Raw genomic sequence first — 19,503 nt, forward strand, 5'->3', positions numbered from 1 at the left:
CAGGCTCTTATAGCCCCAAATCCCCTCAGTCTCCAAAGGACTGGGGGGTTTTGCGTTTGGGCGGGCGAAATGCCTCCGGCCCGATGGTCGTGATGGCTGCAGAAGACACATAGCCGCGCGGCACGTGCTGCCATGACCGCACGGCCTTTGCGATTTTCCGCAGAGCGTTCAGAGGTTGGTGGGCCGGTCCGGCAAGTCTTCTCGCGATCCAGGCCCGCACCCAGCGGTTCAGCCGCCTTGCCGCTGGCCGTCCACAAACACCAGCAGTTCTTGCTTGCCAAATGCCGTCCACTCCTCATTGGTGGTGAGTGGTGCGGTCACGATCACGGCCACGCGGTCGGTGGCTGTGGTCTGGGTGGCGAAGTCGATGCGCACGTCCTCGTCGGACAGTTGCGCCTCGCTGAACGGGTGCTTGCGCTCGACGTAGTACAGGCCAGTGGAGGCATGGGCCCACAGCGCCTGCCCATTGGAGAGCAGGAAGTTGAAGGTGCCGTGCGGCGCGATGCGCGCGGCCAGTTCCTTCAAGGTGATGGTCAGCTCGGCAATGCTGGGCACGCTGGCATGGGACTTCGCCAGCTCCTGCATGATCCAGCAGAACGCGTGTTCGCTGTCGGTATCGCCCACCGGGTGGAAGGTTGAATGCAGGCGGGGCCGGAAGTCCTTGAGGTCGCCGTTGTGGGCAAACACCCAGTAGCGCCCCCACAATTCGCGCACGAAGGGGTGGCAGTTCTGCAGGCTCACCAGGCCCTGGGTGGCCTTGCGGATGTGCGCAATCACATTCTGGCTTTTGATGGGGTAGCGGCGGATGAGCTCTGCCACGGGCGAATCCACGGCGGGCAGATGGTCCACGAAGTGCCGCAACCCCCGGTCCTCGAAAAAGGCGATGCCCCAGCCGTCGGCATGGTCGGCCGTGTTGCCGCCGCGCTGTGCGAACCCGGTGAAGCTGAAGGTCACGTCGGTCGGCGTGTTGCAGTTCATACCCAGCAGTTGGCACATGGTCGCGAGAAGTCCGGATCAGTCGGCCATCAGGCCTGGGGTGAAGAGGAGGGGGTATCGGCCGGCGCCGCAGGCGCTTCGCGCAGTTGCCAGGCGGCCACCAGGGCCAGCACGCACAGCGCGGTCAGCATCAGAAAGGTTTCGCCAAAGGCATCGATGCGGGCGGCGTTGCTCGCGCCCGAGGTCAGCGATGCACCATGCGCACCCAGGCGCCATTCGAGCACGATACCGCACAGGCTCACACCCGCAGCACCGCCGAGCATGCGCAGAAAGCCGATGGCGCTCGATCCCTGCGAGATCAGCGACTTGTCCAGCGGCCGCATGGCCCCGAGGTTCAGCGATGGCAGGATGAAACCGAGGCCGATGCGGCCGAGGATGGCAAAGGCCACCAGCATCCACAGCGCCGAGCCCAGGCCCACCAGCACCATGAGCCCGAAGGACAGGGCCAGAAGGGCCAGCCCGATGCTCACCAGCAAGTGCGTGGGCTGCCGGTCGGCCAGCCGGCCCACCATGGCGATGGTGATGGCCAGCACGAAGCCTGCGGGCAGCATGATGGTGCCCACGTGCGAGGCCGACAGCTGCATGCCGAGCTGCATGAACACGGGCAGCAGGTAGGTGGATCCGAACAGCGCCGTGCCGTAGATGAAGGCCACGATACTGCCCATGGCGAATTGCCGGTACTGAAAGAGCCGCAGGTCCATCAGCGGCTTGCGGCCCTGCCGCAGTTGCCGGCGCTGCCAGCCGATGAACAGGCCTGTGGCCACCACGGCGCCCGCCAGCAGGAGGATGGCCTCCGTGGCGGTGCCCCCATGCAAGGCCACCAGCCCATTGAGCAGGCACAGCGTGCCGGCGGTACCCAGCGCCAGACCGCGCCAGTCGAGCGCCTCGCCATTGCGGTTGGCCGCCACGCCGCCCGGCGCCGTGACCGGTACGAACTTGTAGGCCAGCCAGATGGAGGCCAGGCACAGCGGCACCACCATGAAGAAGATGGAGCGCCAGCCGAACCAGTCGACCAGCAGCCCGCCGATGCTGGGGCCGATCGCCGGTGCCAGCACCACGCCCATGCCGAAGATGCCGCTCGCGCGGCCCTGTTCATGGGGTTGGAATGCGTACAGGATGATGACGGCAGGAATGGGTTGCACCACCCCGGCCGCAAGGCCCTCGGCCACACGCGCCACCAGCACCAGGCCGAAATCGCGCGCCAGGCCACCCCCGATGCCGCCCGCCAGCAATAGCAGCATGGCCCCCACGTAGGTGGCGCGGTAGCCGTAGCGCGACAGCAGCCACGGCGTGGTGAGCATGGACACCGTGGTGGCCACCATGAAGCCCGAGGTCACCCACTGGGCACGTTCCTGCCCCAGGGTGAAGTAGTGGCTCATGTCCGGGATGGCGACGTTGACGATGGTCGAGGACATGATCGACGCCATCGTGCCGACCATGACCGTCAGCAGCAGCAGCCAGCGGTAGCGCTCGCCATGGCGTTCGCGCAGTGCGGCGAGGGAGCTGGAGGATGGCTGTGCGCTCATGGGCGGGGGATCGTGGTCAGAGGGGTATCAGGTGCGCTCGGACCAGAGCTTGCCGCCGGTGGCCCAGTTCTCGCGCTTGATGTCGGTGATCAGGATGTCGACCGACTCGGGCGAGCCGCCGAGCACTTCGACGGACACGCGGGTGATTTCTTCCACGAGCTTCTTCTTTTGCTCGATGGTGCGGCCTTCCATCATCTCGACGTGGTAAGTGGGCATGCAGGACTCCTTGGGGTAATGGTCAATGAACGAAAAGAAAAGAGGAAATCATATCGGGGCCGCCGGGTCCAATGCGTCCAGAGCCGGACGAGGCCGGGCGCACAGCGGGCAGATGCAGACCTTGCCACGGGCCGCCGCAGGAATTTCGGCCAGGGCCTCGGGCGCCACGGTGGTGACCATGCACCAGCAGGTTTCGGGCGGCTGTCCGGCCGCCATGGCGCACTGGTTCGCCTGCCCGCACAAAGGGCACTGCGAGGCGGTAGAAATCGGTGAGGGAGTCATCGTGGGGTGGGTGCAGCAGAGCGCGCCATGCCTCGCGCGCTGCCTGGCTGGCGTGCCCGGCCCATTGTGCCGCCTCCCGGGCCCAGGGGCCAGGGTGAGGGCCTTTGTGGGGTCACCGGTGTGGGGCCATGCCGAAAAAAAAGGCACCCGAAGGTGCCGTTGGAGGAGGGATCCGGGGGACCCCTCTGTGCAGGGGGGCCGCGGGGCCTCTCGGCGGTCAGGCTGCGGCCTTGAGCTTCAGGCGCCAGGCGTGCAGCAGTGGCTCGGTGTAGCCGCTGGGCTGGGCCATGCCCTTGAAGACCAGGTCGCAGGCCGCCTGGTAGGCCATGCTGGTGCCGAAATGGCCGGCCATGGGCTGGTACAGCGGGTCGCCGGCGTTCTGGCCGTCCACCACGGCGGCCATGCGCTCGAAGGTCTCCTTCACCTGGGCTTCGGTTACCACGCCGTGGCGCAGCCAGTTGGCCATGTGCTGGCTGCTGATTCGCAAGGTGGCGCGGTCTTCCATCAGGCCCACGTTGTGGATGTCGGGCACCTTGGAGCAGCCCACGCCCTGGTCGACCCAGCGCACCACGTAGCCCAGGATGCCCTGGGCGTTGTTGTCCAGCTCCTGCTGCTTCTCGGCATCGGTCCAGTTCGGGGTGGCGGTCACGGGCACCGTCAGCAGGCCGGTCAGCAGGTTGTCGCGCTCGGCGTTCACGTCGGTCTTTTCCAGGCCTATCTGGATATCGGCCACGTTGACCTGGTGGTAGTGCAGCGCATGCAGGGTGGCGCCCGTGGGGCTGGGCACCCAGGCGGTGTTGGCGCCGGCCTTGGGGTGGGCGACCTTTTGCTTGAGCATTTCGGCCATCAGGTCGGGCATGGCCCACATGCCCTTGCCGATCTGCGCCTTGCCGCGCAGGCCGCACGACAGACCCACCAGCACGTTGTTCTTCTCGTACGACTGGATCCAGGCGCTGGTCTTCATGTCGCCCTTGCGGATCATGGGGCCGGCCAGCATGGCGGTGTGCATCTCGTCGCCCGTGCGGTCCAGGAAGCCGGTGTTGATGAAGGCCACGCGGCTGGCGGCGGCGGCGATGCAGGCCTTGAGGTTCACGCTGGTGCGGCGCTCTTCGTCCATGATGCCCAGCTTCACGGTGTTGGTTGGCAGGCCCAACAACTGCTCCACGCGGCCGAACAGGTCGCTGGCAAAGCCCACTTCGGCGGGGCCGTGCATCTTGGGCTTGACGATGTAGACACTGCCCTTGCGCGAGTTGCGGATGTCGTTGGCGCCATGGCCCTGCAGGTCGTGCAGCGCGATGGTGGTCGTGACCACGGCGTCCATGATGCCTTCGGGGATCTCGCGCTCCTTGCCCTGGGCGTCGGTGTACAGGATGGCCGGGTTGGTCATCAGGTGGCCCACATTGCGCAGGAACATCAGCGAACGGCCGTGCAGGCGCACCGCACCGGCTGCACCGGAGGGGGCGGTGTACACCCGGTCGGGATTGAGCCCGCGCGTGATGGTCTTGCCGCCCTTGGCGACCTGTTCGGTCAGCGTGGCCTGGATGATGCCCAGCCAGTTGCTGTAGCCCAGTACCTTGTCTTCGGCGTCCACGGCGGCCACGGAATCTTCGAGGTCGAGAATCGTGGAGAGCGCAGCCTCCAGCACCAGATCACTCACGCCGGCCGCATCGCTCTGGCCGATGGGGGTGTTGCGGTTGATCTGGATATCGAGGTGCAGGCCGTTGTGCTGCAGCAGCACCGAGGAAGGCGCTGCTGCGTCGCCCTGGTAGCCCTTGAATTGGGAGGGATCCTTCAGGCCCGTGGTGCCGCCGTTGGAGAGCGCCACCACCAGCTGGCCGTCTTCCACGCGGTAGCCGGTCGAATCCTTGTGCGAGCCGGTGGCCAGGGGCGCCGTGTCGTCCAGTACCTGGCGCGCGAAGGCGATCACCTTGGCGCCGCGCACGGGGTTGTAGCCCTTGCCCTTGTCCGCACCATCGGTCTCGGGGATGGCATCGGTGCCGTACAGAGCGTCGTACAGGCTACCCCAGCGCGCGTTGGCCGCGTTCAGGGCATAGCGGGCGTTCAGGATGGGCACCACCAGCTGCGGGCCGGCCTGGGTGGCCAGCTCGTCGTCCACGTTGGTGGTGGTGGCCTGCACGTCGGCAGGCTGGGGCACCAGGTAGCCGATTTTTTCGAGGAAGCCGCGGTAGGCCACCATGTCCGTGATGGGGCCGGGGTTGGCCTGGTGCCAGGTGTCGAGCTCGGTCTGCAGGCGGTCGCGCTCGGCCAGCAGGGCGATGTTGCGCGGCGCCAGGTCGGCGACGATGCCGTCAAAGCCCTTCCAGAAGGCGGCGCTGTCCACGCCGGTGCCGGGCAGCACCTTGTCTTCGACGAAGCGGAACAAGGACGTGGCCACTTGGAGGCCGTGGATGGAAGTGCGGTCGGTCATGGGAGTGCCTCAGGCGTTGGATGTGAACAAATGCGGAGCCCGCCACTGCAGGCCATGGACAGACTGTATTGCAAATGTTTGTCGGTATAAATATGCTCAAAAGCTGTAAACCAATGACTTTTACGCACAAGTTAGGGTGCGGTGGGCGCGCTCCTTCACCATAATCAGCCCCATGGACAAGCTCAAGGCCTTCGAATCCTTCGTCTCGGTTGCCACGCGTGGCAGCCTCACCGCCGCCGCCAAGGCCGAGGGCGTGGCGCCCGCCATCATGGGCCGCCGGCTCGATGCGCTCGAAGAGCACCTGGGCGTGAAGCTGCTGGTTCGCACCACGCGGCGCATCAGCTTGACGCATGAAGGCAGCGCCTTCCTGGAGGACTGCCAGCGCCTGCTGTCCGACGTGGCCAATGCCGAGGCCAGCGTGTCCGAGGGCGGCGTCAAGGCCACAGGGCACCTGCGCATCACGGCGCCAGCAGGCTTTGGCCGCAGGCATGTGGCGCCGCTGGTGCCGCGCTTTCGCAGCGAACACCCGGACGTGACGATTTCACTCAACCTCAGTGACCGGGTGGTCGACCTCGCCGGTGAAGGCTTCGACTGCGCCGTGCGCGTGGGCGACCTGCCCGATTCGTCCCTGGTGAGTGTGCGCATTGCCGACAACCGGCGCCTGTGCGTGGCCACGCCCGGGTACCTGAAAAACCACCCGGCCCCGCGCCACCCGGGCGAACTGCCCTCTCACGATTGCCTGACCCTGTCGAGCGAAGCCTCGCAGACGCGTGGCTGGGCGTTCCGCATGCCGCTGGAGGGCGGCGGCACCGAGGTGGTCCACCTCAAGCCCGGCGGGCCGCTCGACTGCTCCGACGGGCAGGTGCTGCACGACTGGTGCCTGGCCGGCTACGGCATCGCCTGGCGCAGTACCTGGGAGGTGGAGGCCGAGATCGCCGCCGGCCGCCTGGTGGAGGTGCTGGAAGAGTTTGCTGCACCGCCCAACGGCATCTACGTGGTCTTCCCCCAGCGCAAGCACATGCCGCTGCGCGTGCGGCTGTGGATCGACTTCCTCAAGCACCATTACGCGCAGCCTGCCTTCTGGCGGGGCATACCGGCCCATTGATCGGGCCCGTGGCAGACTGCAGACTCCATGTCCGAGCCCACGCTCCTGGTCGCTGACGACCACCCCTTGTTCCGCGCTGCCGTGCTGCACGTGCTGCACGGGCGCCTGCCCCAGTTCCGCACGCTGGAGGCCGCCAGTGCGGCCACGCTGGGCACGGCGCTGCAGGAGCATCCCGAGGTGGAACTGGTGCTGCTGGACCTGAGCATGCCGGGCGCGCGCGGCTTCTCGGTCCTGCTGCATGTGCGTGGTGAGTACCCGGAGCTGCCCGTGGTGATCATCTCGTCCAATGACCACCCGCGCGTCATCCGCCGCGCCCAGCAGTTCGGCGCGGTGGGCTTCATCCCCAAGTCCGCGCCCGCCGAAGCCATGGGCGAGGCCATCGAGGCGGTGCTGGCCGGCGACAGCTGGTTCCCGCCCATGGCGGCCGAGCGCTCCGAGGCCGACGCCGAGCTGGCCGCCCGCCTGGCGCAGCTCACCCCCCAGCAGTTCCGCGTGCTGCTGTGCCTGGCCGACGGCCTGCTCAACAAGCAGATTGCGGGTGAGTTGGGCCTGGCCGAGAACACCGTCAAGGTGCATGTCACCGCCATCCTGAAAAAGCTCGCCTGCCACAGCCGCACCCAGGCAGCCGTGCTGGTCAAGAGCCTGGAGACCGAGGACGCGGCATCCGCCTGAGCCTGCTGCGGCGCTATCTTTCCCGCAGGCGCAGCAAGGTCTGGCTCATCAGTGCCCGCAGCGCGGGTGCGCGCACCGGCTTGGCCAGAAAGCCCCAGCCGCGTTCGGCGGCCTGGCGGCGCAGCGTGGCGTCGCGCTCGGCGGTCACCAGGATCACGGCCGGAGCCTGGCCCCAACGGCGGCACAGTTCGGTATAGACGTCAGGACCGTGCTGGCCGCCACCCAAGTGCACGTCCAGCAGCACCAGCTGCGGTGCCTGGCCCGGCTGGGCCTGCGCCAACGCCTCCTTCGCGTCACCGGCCAGCGGCACCTGGCAGCCCCAGCGCTCCAGCAGGGCCTTCGTGGCAGCGCAGGTCGGACCATCGTCCTCGATCACCCAGGCACTGCTGCCGTGCAGCGGGGCGTCCTCGAGCGCTGGCTGGGCCGTGGCGGGGGCTGCGATCTGCTGCTGCAGGGCGGTCGGATCACCCAGCGGCACACAGACCCAGAACACACTGCCGCGCCCCAGTTGCGAGCGCAGCCCGATGGGGTGGCCCAGCAGGCGGCCCAGGCGCTCCACGATGGCCAGGCCCAGGCCGGCGCCCCGGTCGTGGGCCCGGCCCTCGTCCAGACGGCGGAACTCCTCGAAGATCTCGCGCTGCAGCGCCTCGGGAATGCCTGGCCCCTGGTCATGCACCTCGATGCGCAGGTGGCCGTTGCCCACGCGGCGGCAACCCACCACGATGCGCCCGTGCCTGCTGTAGCGGATGGCGTTGGAGACGAAGTTCTGCAGGATGCGGCGCAGCAGGTTCTCGTCGGTGCGCACCACCTGGCGCGTGGCCACACACGAGAGCTTCAGGCCCTGGTTCTCGGCCAGTACACCGAAATTGTGGGCCAGCACCTGCAGCAGCGGGCCCAGGGCCACGTCGTGGATGCGCACGTCGAGCTGACCAGACTCCATGCGCGAGATATCGAGCAGGCTGTTGAGGATCGCGTCCTGCGCAGCCAGGGCCCCGTCGATGCTGTCGGCCGCATGCCGGCCGGCATCGTCGTGCAGGTGGCTGCGCAGCAGCGAGCTGAACATGCGTGCAGCGTTCAGCGGCTGCAGCAGGTCGTGCACGGCCGCCGCGACGAACCGGGTCTTGTAGCGGTTGGCCTGCTCGGCCTCGCGACGGGCGGCGTCCAGGTCGCGCGTGCGGTCGGCCACGCGCTGCTCCAGCGCATCGGCCAGCGAACGCAGCTCGCGCGCGGCGTTCTTGTAGCTGGTGATGTCGGCGTAGCTGGTCACGAACCCGCCCTCGGGCAGGGGGGTGCCGCGGATCTCCAGCACCGTGCCGTCGTCCTTGGCGCTTTCGTGCAGGTGGGGCAGGCCGCTGCGCAGGTGCGACAGGCGCCGCTCGACGGATTCGTCGACCGGGCCAGGGCCCAGCAGGCCGCGGCGTGCGTTGTGGCGCAGCAGGCCCTCGATGGGCTGGCCCACCTGCATCAGGTCGGAGGGGTAGCGGAACAGCTGCACATAGCGCGAGTTCCAGGCCACGAGGCGCAGGTCGGCGTCGATGATGACCACGCCCTGCGGCAGGTGCTCCAGGCTGCGCGACAGTCCCGTATCCGTCTGTTGCGCGGCCTGCTGCGCCGCCTGCACGATGCCGTCCTGCGCGGTGCGCAGTTCCTGGGCGTGCTGCTGCAGCACGGTCTCCAGCTCCTGGCGGCTGCGCTGGCGCAGGTGGGCCAGGCGCTGGCGCTGGCGCACGAACAGCACCAGCAGCGCCAGCGCCAGCCAGCCGCCGCCGCCCGCCGCAGCAGCCCAGCGGCTGTCCGCCACGCTGCTGTGGGTTGCGTGCACCAGGTGCAACTGCCAGGGCGTGCCGGGCAGGGGCTGGGTCTGCCACAGCAGGCGGCCGGGCAGGCCCGGCAGGTCGGCTGTCTGCATGCGCACCAGGCGGCCGCCGTTGTCCATGTGGTCGTCCACCCGGTAGTCCAGGGGGCGCAGCGGTTGGTCCGAATACTGGCGCGTGGCGGCCAGCTCGCGGCGCTCCGCTTCGGTCAGCGGTTCCAGCAGCCGGTAGCGCCAGGCATCCTGGCTGGCGAGAAAGACCACGCCGTGCGCGTCGGACGCCAGCACGATGTCCTCCGTCTGCAGCCATTCGCGCTCCAGCTCCTGCAGTGCGATCTTGATCACCACCAGGCCGAGCGGCTCGCCCTGGTCATCGCGGATGGCCTGCGACAGGAAGTAGCCCGGCTCCCCCGTCGTCACCCCGATGCCATAGAAGCTGCCGCTGCCTTGCGCCAGCGCCTGCTGTACGTAGGGGCGAAAGCTGTAGTCCACGCCCACGTTGCTGGTGGCGCTGCGCCAGTTGCTGGCTGCCACGGCCAGGCCCTCGCGGTTGATCAGGGTCAGGGTGGACGATTGGCTGGCGCCGTTGGCCCGCTCCAGCTTGAGGTTGAGCTGCTCCACCTGCGCCGTGCTCTGGGGGCGGCTCAGCGCGTCGTACAGCTGCGCATCCAGCGCCAGCACCTCGGGCAGGGTGCGGTAGCGGTCGATGCGCTGGCCCAGCGTCTGCCCGTACAGGGCCAGCTGGCGCTGTACGCTGTCGCTCTCTTCGTCGAGCGAATGCTGCCAGGCCCACTGGCCGGCCGCGAACATGCTGGCCGCCATGCCTGCGAGCAGGATCAGCACAGTCCAGAACTTGCGGCGGTGGGAGGTGGTCATGGACGAGGCGGTTCGTGGAAGGCGCTCACAAGCGCGTGTTTGGTGCGCGTGGGAGTGTGCCGCACCTTTCTGGGAGGCTAGGTGTTTTCCCTAGGATTTGCCGATGGGCCTCCTATGGGGGCGCCGCCGACTACTACCAATTAGCTATCTGCGGAAACAGCGGGCAGCGGTACAAACAGCACCCTCGAAGCACCCCGGTGGTGCAGTTCCCGTGACTTCTGGAGTCTCCCATGCACGCCATTCCTGCCCAGGCCGCCCAACCGGTGCACCTGCCGTTCTACCGCCAACTGTACTTCCAGGTGGTGCTCGCCATCGTCCTGGGCGTGCTGCTGGGCCATTTCGAGCCGGCGTACGGCGAGGCCCTCAAGCCGTTGGGCGATGCCTTCATCAAGCTGGTGAAGATGATCATCGCCCCGGTGATCTTCCTGACCATCGTCACCGGCATCGCGGGCATGTCCCAGCTCAGCTCCGTCGGTCGGGTGTTCGGCAAGGCCATGGCGTACTTCTTGTTCTTCTCCACGCTGGCGCTGGTCATCGGCATGATCGTGGCCAACGTGGTGCAGCCCGGCGCGGGCATGAACATCAACCCGGCCGACCTGGACCAGACGGCCGTCAAGACCTACGTGGCCAAGTCGCACGAGATGACGCTCACCGGCTTTGCCATGGACATCATCCCCAAGACGCTGATCAGCCCCTTCGTGGGCGACAACATCCTGCAGGTGCTGCTGGTGGCCGTGCTGTTCGGCGTGGCGCTGGCCATGGTGGGTGAGGCCGGTCGCCCCGTGCAGAACTTTCTCGAAGCGCTGACGACCCCCGTGTTCAAGGTGGTGGGCCTGGTGATGAAGGCCGCGCCCCTGGGGGCCTTCGGTGCCATGGCGTTCACCATCGGCAAGTTCGGCCTGGGCTCGCTGGTCAACCTGGCCTGGCTGGTCGGTTCGTTCTACATCACCTCCTTGCTCTTCGTGCTGGTGGTGCTGGGCTTCGTGGCGCGCCTGTGCGGCTTCTCGGTGCTCAAGCTGTGCCGCTACCTCAAGGCCGAGCTGATGCTGGTGCTGGGCACCTCGTCCTCCGAATCGGCCCTGCCTTCACTGATGGAAAAGATGGAAAAGGCCGGTTGCAGCAAGTCGGTGGTCGGCCTGGTGGTGCCCACGGGCTACTCCTTCAACCTGGACGGCACCAACATCTACATGACGCTGGCCGCGCTGTTCATCGCCCAGGCCACCAATACCGAACTCACGCTGGGCCACCAGGTCGCCCTGCTGCTGGTGGCCATGCTCAGCTCCAAGGGCGCGGCCGGTGTGACGGGCGCGGGCTTCATCACCCTGGCCGCCACCCTGGCCGTGGTGCCCGAAGTGCCCGTGGCCGGCATGGCCTTGATCCTGGGCGTGGACCGCTTCATGAGCGAATGCCGCTCGCTGACCAACTTCATCGGCAACGCCGTCGCCACCGTAGTGGTCTCGCGCTGGGAAAATGCGCTCGACTACACCCGCCTGCACGCCGCCCTGGACGGTCACCCGCTGCCGGACGTGGCAGTCCCCGTGTCAGCACCCGTGGTGCCGGCCGATGTGGCCGCCGTGGCGCGCACGGCCGCCTGATCGCTGGCAGGCCCGTTGCGGGGCCATGGTTTCACAAGAAGGGGTGTGCCTGCATGGGCACGCTCCTTTTTCGCATGCAACTGCCGGCCGAGGGACGGGTCAGGAAGGGCGCCTACCTCTGCGGGGCCGTTCCTCGCGCACAATCGCCGCGAACTGCCCCAAACAAGGATCCGCGATGACCCTCGAAGCCGTATTGGCCGCCCTGCACATAGTGGCCATCCTGACCCTGGTGGTCTTTCTGTCAAGCCAGGCCGCGCTGTGCCGCATCGAATGGCTCAATGCCGCGGTGGTGGAGCGCCTGGCGCGGCTCGACGCCATCTATGCCGCCTCGGCCATGGCGCTGGTGGCCACGGGGCTGGCGCGGGTGTTCTTCGGGGTCAAGGGCATGTCCTGGTACGTATCCCAGCCCATGTTCCACTTCAAGATCACACTGGTGGTGGCGATTGCCATCGTCTCCATCTTCCCTACCATCGCCTTCCGGCGCTGGCTGCGCCAGCTGCGCGCCGATGGCACCCTGCCGGATAAGAGAGAAGTCGCCAGGGTGCGCCGCCTGGTGATGCTGCAGGCCCATGCGATCCCGGTGGTGGCCGTGATCGCGGTGTTCTGGGCGCGGGGCTGGTAAGCACAGGCCCCAGGCCATGAAAAAACCCGCCGGGCACGGGGCCGGGCGGGTTGCTGGCGAATGCCGGCCAGGCAGGCCGGCACGGCAGATCACTTCTTGAGGCAATCGCTCATGAAGGCCTTGCGCTCGTCGCCCTTCTTGCCCTTTGCGTCGGCGTTGCAGGTCTTCATCTTGTCCTGCTGCGTGGCAGGCTTGTTGGACAGGCAGGTCTTCATGAAGGCCTTGCGCTCGTCACCCTTCTTGTCGGCTGCCTCGGTGTTGCAGGTGGCCATCTTGGACTGCTGCTTGGTGGGTGCTGCGGCCGATGCTGCAGTCGCCGCCGGGGCGGCTGCAGCCGCAGCTGCGGGCGCGGAGGCCTTGGCCGCAGGGGCGTCGGCAGCGTGTGCTGCACCGAAAGAGAGGACCAGGCTCAGGGCCGTCAGGGAGAGAAGCTTTTTCATATAGTGCTCCGGTGGTAAGGGCATCCGATGCAATCCGCATCGGATTGCCCGATTACAACGTACCGCCCCCGGGCTGCGCTGACACGGTTCGCGGGATGACAGGATTGTTTGCAATCTGTTGCAGCTGCGCAGCGCTTTTTTTGTGCCTGTCGTGCAGGCCTGTGCGCGCATTTGGTGGCGTGGGCAACACACCCTGTCAGGGCAGTCACGGCCCGCCCCGTAAAATCCCGGGATGCTCTCTGTCAAACACGATCTGCTGGCCGCTCTCGCGGCCGAGCTGGACACCCTTTCCCCTGGCGCGGGCGCCAAGGCGGCGTTCGAATCCCCCAAGGTGGCCGCGCATGGCGATTTCGCCTGCACGGCGGCCATGCAACTGGCCAAGCCGCTCAAGCTCAACCCGCGCGCGCTGGGCGAGCAGCTCAAGGCGGCGCTGGAGGCCACGCCCGCCTTCAGGCGCTGGGTCGATGCCATCGAGATCGCGGGCCCGGGCTTCCTGAACATCCGTTTGAAGCCCGCTGCCAAGCAGGAGGTGGTGCGCGAGGTGCTGTTTGCCGGCGAGCGCTTCGGCTACCAGGCCGACCGGGGCGCCAAGGTGCTGGTCGAGTTCGTCTCGGCCAACCCCACGGGCCCGCTGCATGTGGGCCACGGCCGCCAGGCCGCCCTGGGCGATGCCATCTGCAACCTGTTCGCCACCCAGGGGTGGGGTGTGCACCGCGAGTTCTATTACAACGATGCGGGCGTGCAGATCCAGACGCTGACGAACAGCACGCAGCTGCGCGCCAAAGGCTTCAAGCCCGGCGACGAGTGCTGGCCTACGGATTCCGAGAACCCGGCCAGCAAGGCCTTCTACAACGGCGACTACATCCAGGACATCGCCAACGACTTCCTGGCGAAGAAGACCGTCAAGGCCGATGACCGCGAGTACACAGCCAGCGGCGACGTGGACGACGTGGAATCGATCCGCCAGTTCGCCGTGGCCTACCTGCGCAACGAGCAGGACAAGGACCTGCAGGCCTTCAACCTGAAGTTCGACGAGTACTACCTTGAGTCGAGCCTGTACACCAGCGGCCGCGTGGAGGCCACGGTGGGCAAGCTCGTGGCCAACGGCAAGACCTACGAGCAGGACGGCGCCCTGTGGCTCAAGAGCACGGACTACGGCGACGACAAAGACCGCGTGATGCGCAAGCAGGACGGTACCTACACCTACTTCGTGCCCGACGTGGCCTACCATATCGCCAAGTGGGAGCGCGGCTACACCAAGGTGGTCAACATCCAGGGCACCGACCACCACGGCACCATCGCGCGCGTGCGCGCTGGCCTGCAGGCGGCCGAAGTGGGCATCCCGCACGGCTACCCCGACTACGTGCTGCACACCATGGTGCGCGTGGTCAAGGGCGGCGAAGAGGTCAAGATCAGCAAGCGCGCGGGCAGCTACGTCACCTTGCGCGACCTGATCGAATGGACCAGCAAGGACGCGGTGCGCTTCTTCCTGCTCAGCCGCAAGCCCGACACCGAGTACACCTTCGACGTGGACCTGGCCGTGGCGCAGAACAACGACAACCCGGTGTACTACGTGCAGTATGCGCATGCGCGCATCTGCTCGGTGCTGCGCAGCTGGGCCGAGCAGGGCGGTGGCGACGTGGCTTCTCTCCAGGGCGTGGACCTGTCCCCGCTCGAAGGCCCGCAAGCCCAGGCACTGATGCTGCAGCTGGCCAAGTACCCCGAAATGCTCACCGCTGCGGCCGACGGAGAAGCCCCGCACGACGTCACCTTCTACCTGCGCGACCTGGCCGCCAGCTACCACAGCTACTACGATGCCGAGCGCATCCTGGTGGACGACGAGGCCGTCAAGCGCGCGCGCCTGGCCCTCGTCGCCGCCACCGCGCAGGTATTGCACAATGGCCTGGCTGTGCTGGGCGTATCGGCTCCGGCCAGAATGTAAGCGACCACTACCTATGAAGAACAAGCAACTGGGCGGAACCATCATCGGCTTTATCGTGGGCGTGATCTTCGGCCTGGGGGCCGCGCTGGCGGTCGCCGTCTACGTGACCAAGGTGCCCGTGCCTTTCCTGAACAAGGGTGGCGCACGCGGCACCGACCAGGACGCGGCCGAAGCGCAGAAGAACAAGAACTGGGACCCGAACTCGCCGCTGTATGGCAAGAACCCCGCGCGGCCTCCTGCGGCCGCAGCGTCGGCTCCCGCCACGGCAGGGGTGGCACCGGCGCCTGCGCCTGCTGCCTCGGCACCTGCCGTGGCAGCAGCGGACCCGCGTGCCGCCGCCTCGTCGGCCAAGCCTGCCGCCGCAGCCACCAAGCCCGGCAGTGCCGACCCGTTGGGGGATCTGGCCGCTGCCAAGGCCGCTGCGGCGCCCGGCAACAGTGCCGACCCCTTCGACTACTTCGTGCAGGCCGGTGCCTTCCGCACCCAGGCCGATGCCGATGCGCAGCGCGCCAAGCTGGCCATGCTGGGCTGGGAGGCCCGCGTGAGCGAGCGCGAGCAGAATGGCCGCACCGTGTTCCGCGTGCGCGTCGGCCCGTTCACCAAGCGAGATGACGCCGCCCAGCTCAAGGACAAGCTCGACACCACGGGCGTCGAGTCCGCCCTGGTGCGGGTGCAGCGCTGAGGGCATGCCTGCCTGAACTTTTTCCGGGGGCGTGGCTCACACACCCCAATACCAGACCAAGGAGTGCCACTTTCATGAAACGCCGCGAGTTTTCCCTGTCTGCCGCTTCCGCAGTGGCCGCATCAGCCCTGACCCTGCCCGTGGCCGCCCCCGCGCTGGCGCAACCGCGCCAGTTCAAGGAGGGCAAGGACTACCGCAAGCTCGACAAGCCTGTCACGCCCGACGCGCCGGCGGGCAAGGTCGATGTGATCGAATTCTTCTGGTACAGCTGCCCCCACTGCAATGCCTTCGAGCCCACGCTCGACGCATGGGTCAAGGCAGCCCCCAAGGACCTGAGCATCCGCCGCATCCCGGTGGCGTTCAATCCCAGCTTCGTGCCACAGCAAAAGCTGTATTTCACGCTCGAAGGCATGGGCAAGCTCGATGCGCTGCATGCCAAGGTCTTCCGTGCCATCCACGTGGAGAAGGCCAAGCTCGCCAAGGACGATGAAATCATGGCCTGGATCGCCACGCAGGGCGTGGACGTGGCCAAGTTCAAGGAAATCTACAGCTCGTTCACCGTCTCCAACCAGGTGCGCCGCGCGTCGCAGCTGCAGGATGCGTACGGTGTGGAAGGCGTGCCCTCGATGGGTGTGGCCGGCCGCTTCTACACCGATGGCACCATGGCCGGCAGCATGCCTGTCGTGCTGCAGGTGGTAGAGCATCTGGTGGGCGCGGTCCGCAAAGGCTGACCATTTCTTGGCAGGACTGGCGCCTGTGTGTACCAAAAGCCCGCGGATGCGGGCTTTTTTCATGGCATGTCGCCACGGGTGGCTACAATGATCTGCAAGATTCGTGCCCTATGAACTACCGCATCCTCCCGACCCTACTCCTCCTCTCGGCCCTGGCCATGGTCCAGACGGCGGCCCACGCCGAAAAGGCCGACCGCAACAAGCCCATGAACATCGAGGCCGACGCACTGCGCCACGATGAGCTCAAGCAGACCAGCGTGTTCACCGGCCGCGTGGTCATGACCAAGGGCACCATCGTGCTGCGTGGCGCGCGCCTGGACGTGCGCCAGGACGCGGACGGCTACCAGTTCGGCGTGGTCACGGCCGAGCCGGGCAAGCGCGCCTTCTTTCGCCAGAAGCGCGACACGCTGGCGGGCGCGCCCGACGAGTTCATCGAAGGCGAGAGCGAGGTCATCGAGTACGACGGCCGGGCCGACAACGTGAAGTTCATCACCCGCGCCGAGCTGCGGCGCTACCGCGAATCCACGCTGACCGACGAGATCACCGGGCAGGTCATCGTCTACAACAACCTGACCGACGTGTTCACCGTGGACGCCAAGCCGCGCGGCAGCACCAATGCGGCGGGCGACACCCCGGCGCCCGGTGGCCGCGTGCGCGCCATCCTGTCGCCCAAGGAAACACCCGCCAGCGCGGCCGCCCCTGCCGCAGCGGCACCGGGCACCCCCTTGCGCCCCAGCAGCACCCTGAGCGGCGGCGCCAAGTGAGTGGGCAGCACGTGAGTACCGCCGCCGATTCCCCGGCGGACAGCCGGCTGGAGGTGCACCACCTCGAAAAATCCTATGGCAGCCGCAAGGTCGTCAAGGACGTATCGCTGGTCGTGCAAAAGGGCGAGGTCGTCGGGCTGCTCGGCCCCAACGGCGCGGGCAAGACCACCTCGTTCTACATGATCGTGGGCCTGGTGCGCAGCGATGCCGGCGACATCCGCATCGACGGCCACTCGGTGGCCCACATGCCCATCCACCGCCGTTCGCGCCTGGGGCTGTCCTACCTGCCGCAGGAAGCCTCGATCTTCCGCAAGCTCACGGTCGAGGAGAACGTGCGCGCCGTGCTCGAATTGCAGCGCGGCGAGGACGGCCAGCCGCTGCCGCGCCAGGCCATCGAAGAGCGCCTGACCGCGCTGCTCACGGAACTGCGCGTGGAGCACCTGCGCGCCTCGCCCGCGCTGGCCCTGTCCGGCGGCGAGCGCCGCCGCGTGGAGATCGCCCGCGCGCTGGCCACGCAGCCGCGCTTCATCCTGCTGGACGAGCCCTTTGCCGGCATCGACCCCATCGCCGTGATCGAGATCCAGCGCATCATCGGCTTCCTCAAGGCGCGCGGCATCGGCGTGCTCATCACCGACCACAACGTGCGCGAGACGCTGGGCATCTGCGACCACGCCTTCATCATCAGCGATGGCCATGTGCTGGCCCAGGGAACCCCCTCCGAAATCGTCGACAACGCCGAAGTGCGCCGGGTGTACCTGGGTGAACACTTCCGCATGTAGCAGACCGATGGACCACCCGTTCGCCATGCACCTGCCTTTGCGGCAGCCCCGGGGGGCTGTGCGATGAAGCCCGGCCTGTCACTGCGCGTATCGCAGCACCTGGCGCTCACGCCGCAATTGCAGCAGTCCATCCGGCTGCTGCAGCTGTCCACGCTGGAGCTGGGGCAGGAGGTCGAGCAGATGCTCGACGAAAACCCCTTTCTCGAACGCAATGCCGACGAGGCGCCGCGCGAGGAGTTCGGCGTGGAAACGGCCGATGCGCCGGTGCAGCCAGACGATTACAGTTCCGACGACGCGGTCTATTCCAGCGCCCCGGGCACCAGCACGTCGACCGAGACCTCGGCCGACAGCCCGCAGGGCGATGCGGAAGTGGGCAGCAGTGCGGGCGACGAGCCCGACTGGAGTGGCGATGGCACCGTGGACGTGTCCCCCAACGATGCCGAGTGGGGCGGCGATGCGCCGGCCCGCAACCGCAATGATTCCGAAGGCGACGAGGCCGATGCCACCGAACTGGCGCGTACGCACGAATCGCTCACCGCGTTTTTACACCGCCAGGCCCTGTCGCTGCGCCTGTCCGAGGTGGACCGGGCCGCCCTGCGCTTTTTGATCGAATCGCTCAACGACGACGGCTACCTCGAAGACCCGCTGGAAGAGCTGGCCGTGGGCCTGGCCGGCCCCGACGACCTGGAGCAGATCGAGGAGCTGGTGCACCGCTTCACCGTCGCCCTGCGCCTGCTGCAGAGCCTGGAGCCTGTGGGCGTGGGTGCACGTGGCCTGGGTGAATGCCTCACGCTGCAGCTTACCGCGCTGGCCGCCGATGAAGACAGCGAAATCGACCCCGACACCGTGCAGACCGCGTTGCGTGTGTGCCAGCAGCCGCTGGAGATGCTGGCGCGCCGCGACATCCGCCGCCTCACGCAGCTGTGTGGCGATGGCGAGGAGCGCACGCGCGCCGCCATGGCCCTGATCGCGCGGCTGGAGCCTCGCCCCGGGCGCAAGTTCGTGGACGTGGAGCGCAACATCATCGTGCCCGACGTCATCGTGCGCAAGGCCGGGCGGGCGAATGGCCGAGATGGCCAGCACAACTTCATCGTGGCCCTGAACCCCGACGTGATGCCGCGCCTGCGCGTGCACGACATCTATGCCGGTGCCCTGCGCGGCCACAAGGGCGGCGAGGGCCACCAGGCCATGCAGCAGCGGTTGCAGGAGGCGCGCTGGTTCATCAAGAACATCCAGCAGCGCTTTGACACCATCCTGCGCGTCTCGCGGGCCATCGTCGAGCGGCAAAAGAGCTTCTTCACCCATGGCGAGCTGGCCATGCGCCCGCTGGTGCTGCGCGACATCGCCGATGAGCTGGGTTTGCACGAGTCCACCATCAGCCGCGTGACCACGGCCAAGTACATGTCCACGCCCATCGGCACCTACGAGCTCAAGTACTTCTTCGGCTCGGGCCTGGGCACCGAGACCGGCGGCAACGCATCGAGCACGGCCGTGCGCGCCCTCATCAAGCAGTTCGTGGCGGCCGAAAGCCCCGCCAAGCCGCTGTCGGACAGCCAGATCGCCGAGATGCTCAAGGAGCAGGGCATCGAGTGCGCGCGCCGCACCGTGGCCAAGTACCGCGAGGCGCTCCGGATCGCGCCAGCCAACCTGCGCAAGGCGCTCTGATCAGGCCGCTGTTCTGAACGCCCGGCTGGAGATGCTGACGGCGTTGCCGTCCGGGTCCTTCACATTGGCAAACGCATAGCCATTGGCCTGGTGCGTGCTGCCGAATGCCAGGCCCTGCGTCAGCGCATAGGCCTTGAAGGCCTCCACGTCGTGCACATGAAAGCACAGCTTCACCCCGGCCTGGCCGAGCTTCACGCTCTTGGCCGCCTGGTGGATGAGGATGCTGGCGCCGCCGTCCGGGGCCTTGAGTTCGATCAGGCCCTCCACCACCTCTCCCGTGGTCTGCAGGCCGAAATGCGTGCCGTAGAACGCAGCGCTGCGCTGCATGTCGCGCGCGTAGACCATGATGGTGCCGAGCATGGGGTGCAT

General features: G+C 67.4%; 18 protein-coding genes. 10 read left to right on the forward strand and 8 right to left on the reverse strand.

What is annotated here, in order from left to right; all coding sequences use genetic code 11:
- Positions 1-228 precede the first annotated feature (228 nt).
- The 5 genes from ASE28_RS22075 to ASE28_RS22090 all read right to left on the reverse strand — a co-directional run bounded on the left by ASE28_RS22075 (position 229) and on the right by ASE28_RS22090 (position 5,448).
- Positions 229-996: a class II glutamine amidotransferase gene (locus ASE28_RS22075; protein ID WP_057203873.1), complete on the reverse strand. Its 768-nt coding sequence runs from the start codon at positions 994-996 to the stop codon at positions 229-231.
- 29 nt (positions 997-1,025) lie between these two features.
- Positions 1,026-2,522 carry an MFS transporter gene (locus ASE28_RS22080; protein ID WP_057203874.1) on the reverse strand — a complete coding sequence of 499 codons (1,497 nt, stop codon included), beginning with the start codon at positions 2,520-2,522 and terminating at the stop codon, positions 1,026-1,028.
- Between the two features lie 27 nt (positions 2,523-2,549).
- Positions 2,550-2,738 carry a 4-oxalocrotonate tautomerase gene (locus tag ASE28_RS22085; RefSeq protein WP_057203875.1) on the reverse strand — a complete coding sequence of 63 codons (189 nt, stop codon included), beginning with the start codon at positions 2,736-2,738 and terminating at the stop codon, positions 2,550-2,552.
- A gap of 48 nt (positions 2,739-2,786) precedes the next feature.
- Entirely contained in the window at positions 2,787-3,020 is a 234-nt protein-coding gene (locus tag ASE28_RS31605; RefSeq protein ID WP_082608201.1) for a cysteine-rich CWC family protein, read from the reverse strand.
- A gap of 217 nt (positions 3,021-3,237) precedes the next feature.
- Entirely contained in the window at positions 3,238-5,448 is a 2,211-nt protein-coding gene (locus ASE28_RS22090) for a malate synthase G (RefSeq protein WP_057268501.1), read from the reverse strand.
- A 172-nt stretch (positions 5,449-5,620) separates the two neighbouring features.
- Here ASE28_RS22090 and ASE28_RS22095 point away from each other — a divergent pair, with 172 nt between their 5' ends.
- Positions 5,621-6,553: a LysR family transcriptional regulator gene (locus ASE28_RS22095; RefSeq protein ID WP_057203877.1), complete on the forward strand. Its 933-nt coding sequence runs from the start codon at positions 5,621-5,623 to the stop codon at positions 6,551-6,553.
- Between the two features lie 27 nt (positions 6,554-6,580).
- Positions 6,581-7,225 (forward strand): response regulator transcription factor, encoded by a 645-nt coding sequence (locus ASE28_RS22100; RefSeq protein ID WP_057268502.1) that lies wholly within the window; start codon positions 6,581-6,583, stop codon positions 7,223-7,225.
- Positions 7,226-7,238: 13 nt separating this feature from the next.
- Here the strand turns inward: ASE28_RS22100 and ASE28_RS22105 are convergent, their stop codons facing one another.
- Positions 7,239-9,914 carry a PAS-domain containing protein gene (locus ASE28_RS22105; RefSeq protein ID WP_057268503.1) on the reverse strand — a complete coding sequence of 892 codons (2,676 nt, stop codon included), beginning with the start codon at positions 9,912-9,914 and terminating at the stop codon, positions 7,239-7,241.
- A gap of 230 nt (positions 9,915-10,144) precedes the next feature.
- Here ASE28_RS22105 and ASE28_RS22110 point away from each other — a divergent pair, with 230 nt between their 5' ends.
- A complete protein-coding gene (locus tag ASE28_RS22110) occupies positions 10,145-11,509 on the forward strand; it encodes a dicarboxylate/amino acid:cation symporter (RefSeq protein ID WP_057268504.1) in 1,365 nt (454 codons plus the stop codon).
- 175 nt (positions 11,510-11,684) lie between these two features.
- Positions 11,685-12,131 carry a DUF2214 family protein gene (locus tag ASE28_RS22115; protein ID WP_057203881.1) on the forward strand — a complete coding sequence of 149 codons (447 nt, stop codon included), beginning with the start codon at positions 11,685-11,687 and terminating at the stop codon, positions 12,129-12,131.
- Between the two features lie 89 nt (positions 12,132-12,220).
- Here the strand turns inward: ASE28_RS22115 and ASE28_RS22120 are convergent, their stop codons facing one another.
- Positions 12,221-12,571 (reverse strand): PsiF family protein, encoded by a 351-nt coding sequence (locus ASE28_RS22120; RefSeq protein WP_057203882.1) that lies wholly within the window; start codon positions 12,569-12,571, stop codon positions 12,221-12,223.
- Between the two features lie 232 nt (positions 12,572-12,803).
- Between ASE28_RS22120 and argS the strand changes: the two genes are divergently transcribed.
- The 6 genes from argS to ASE28_RS22150 all read left to right on the forward strand — a co-directional run bounded on the left by argS (position 12,804) and on the right by ASE28_RS22150 (position 19,134).
- Positions 12,804-14,513, forward strand: coding sequence for an arginine--tRNA ligase (gene argS, locus ASE28_RS22125; RefSeq protein WP_057203883.1), 1,710 nt, complete (start codon positions 12,804-12,806; stop codon positions 14,511-14,513).
- A 13-nt stretch (positions 14,514-14,526) separates the two neighbouring features.
- Positions 14,527-15,195, forward strand: a complete 669-nt coding sequence (locus tag ASE28_RS22130) for an SPOR domain-containing protein (protein WP_057203884.1) — start codon at positions 14,527-14,529, stop codon at positions 15,193-15,195.
- A gap of 74 nt (positions 15,196-15,269) precedes the next feature.
- Positions 15,270-15,926 (forward strand): thiol:disulfide interchange protein DsbA/DsbL, encoded by a 657-nt coding sequence (locus tag ASE28_RS22135; protein ID WP_057268505.1) that lies wholly within the window; start codon positions 15,270-15,272, stop codon positions 15,924-15,926.
- A gap of 110 nt (positions 15,927-16,036) precedes the next feature.
- Positions 16,037-16,690, forward strand: coding sequence for a lipopolysaccharide transport periplasmic protein LptA (gene lptA, locus ASE28_RS22140; RefSeq protein WP_057268506.1), 654 nt, complete (start codon positions 16,037-16,039; stop codon positions 16,688-16,690).
- A complete protein-coding gene (gene lptB, locus ASE28_RS22145) occupies positions 16,687-17,469 on the forward strand; it encodes an LPS export ABC transporter ATP-binding protein (RefSeq protein WP_057203887.1) in 783 nt (260 codons plus the stop codon). Before lptA ends, lptB begins: the two co-directional genes overlap by 4 nt.
- A gap of 63 nt (positions 17,470-17,532) precedes the next feature.
- Positions 17,533-19,134 (forward strand): RNA polymerase factor sigma-54, encoded by a 1,602-nt coding sequence (locus tag ASE28_RS22150; RefSeq protein WP_057203888.1) that lies wholly within the window; start codon positions 17,533-17,535, stop codon positions 19,132-19,134.
- Here the strand turns inward: ASE28_RS22150 and ASE28_RS22155 are convergent, their stop codons facing one another.
- Positions 19,135-19,494, reverse strand: a complete 360-nt coding sequence (locus ASE28_RS22155) for a VOC family protein (RefSeq protein WP_369818257.1) — start codon at positions 19,492-19,494, stop codon at positions 19,135-19,137.
- Positions 19,495-19,503 lie beyond the last annotated feature (9 nt).

It is taken from the genome of Acidovorax sp. Root219 (assembly GCF_001428665.1).
Taxonomy (GTDB): domain Bacteria; phylum Pseudomonadota; class Gammaproteobacteria; order Burkholderiales; family Burkholderiaceae_C; genus Acidovorax.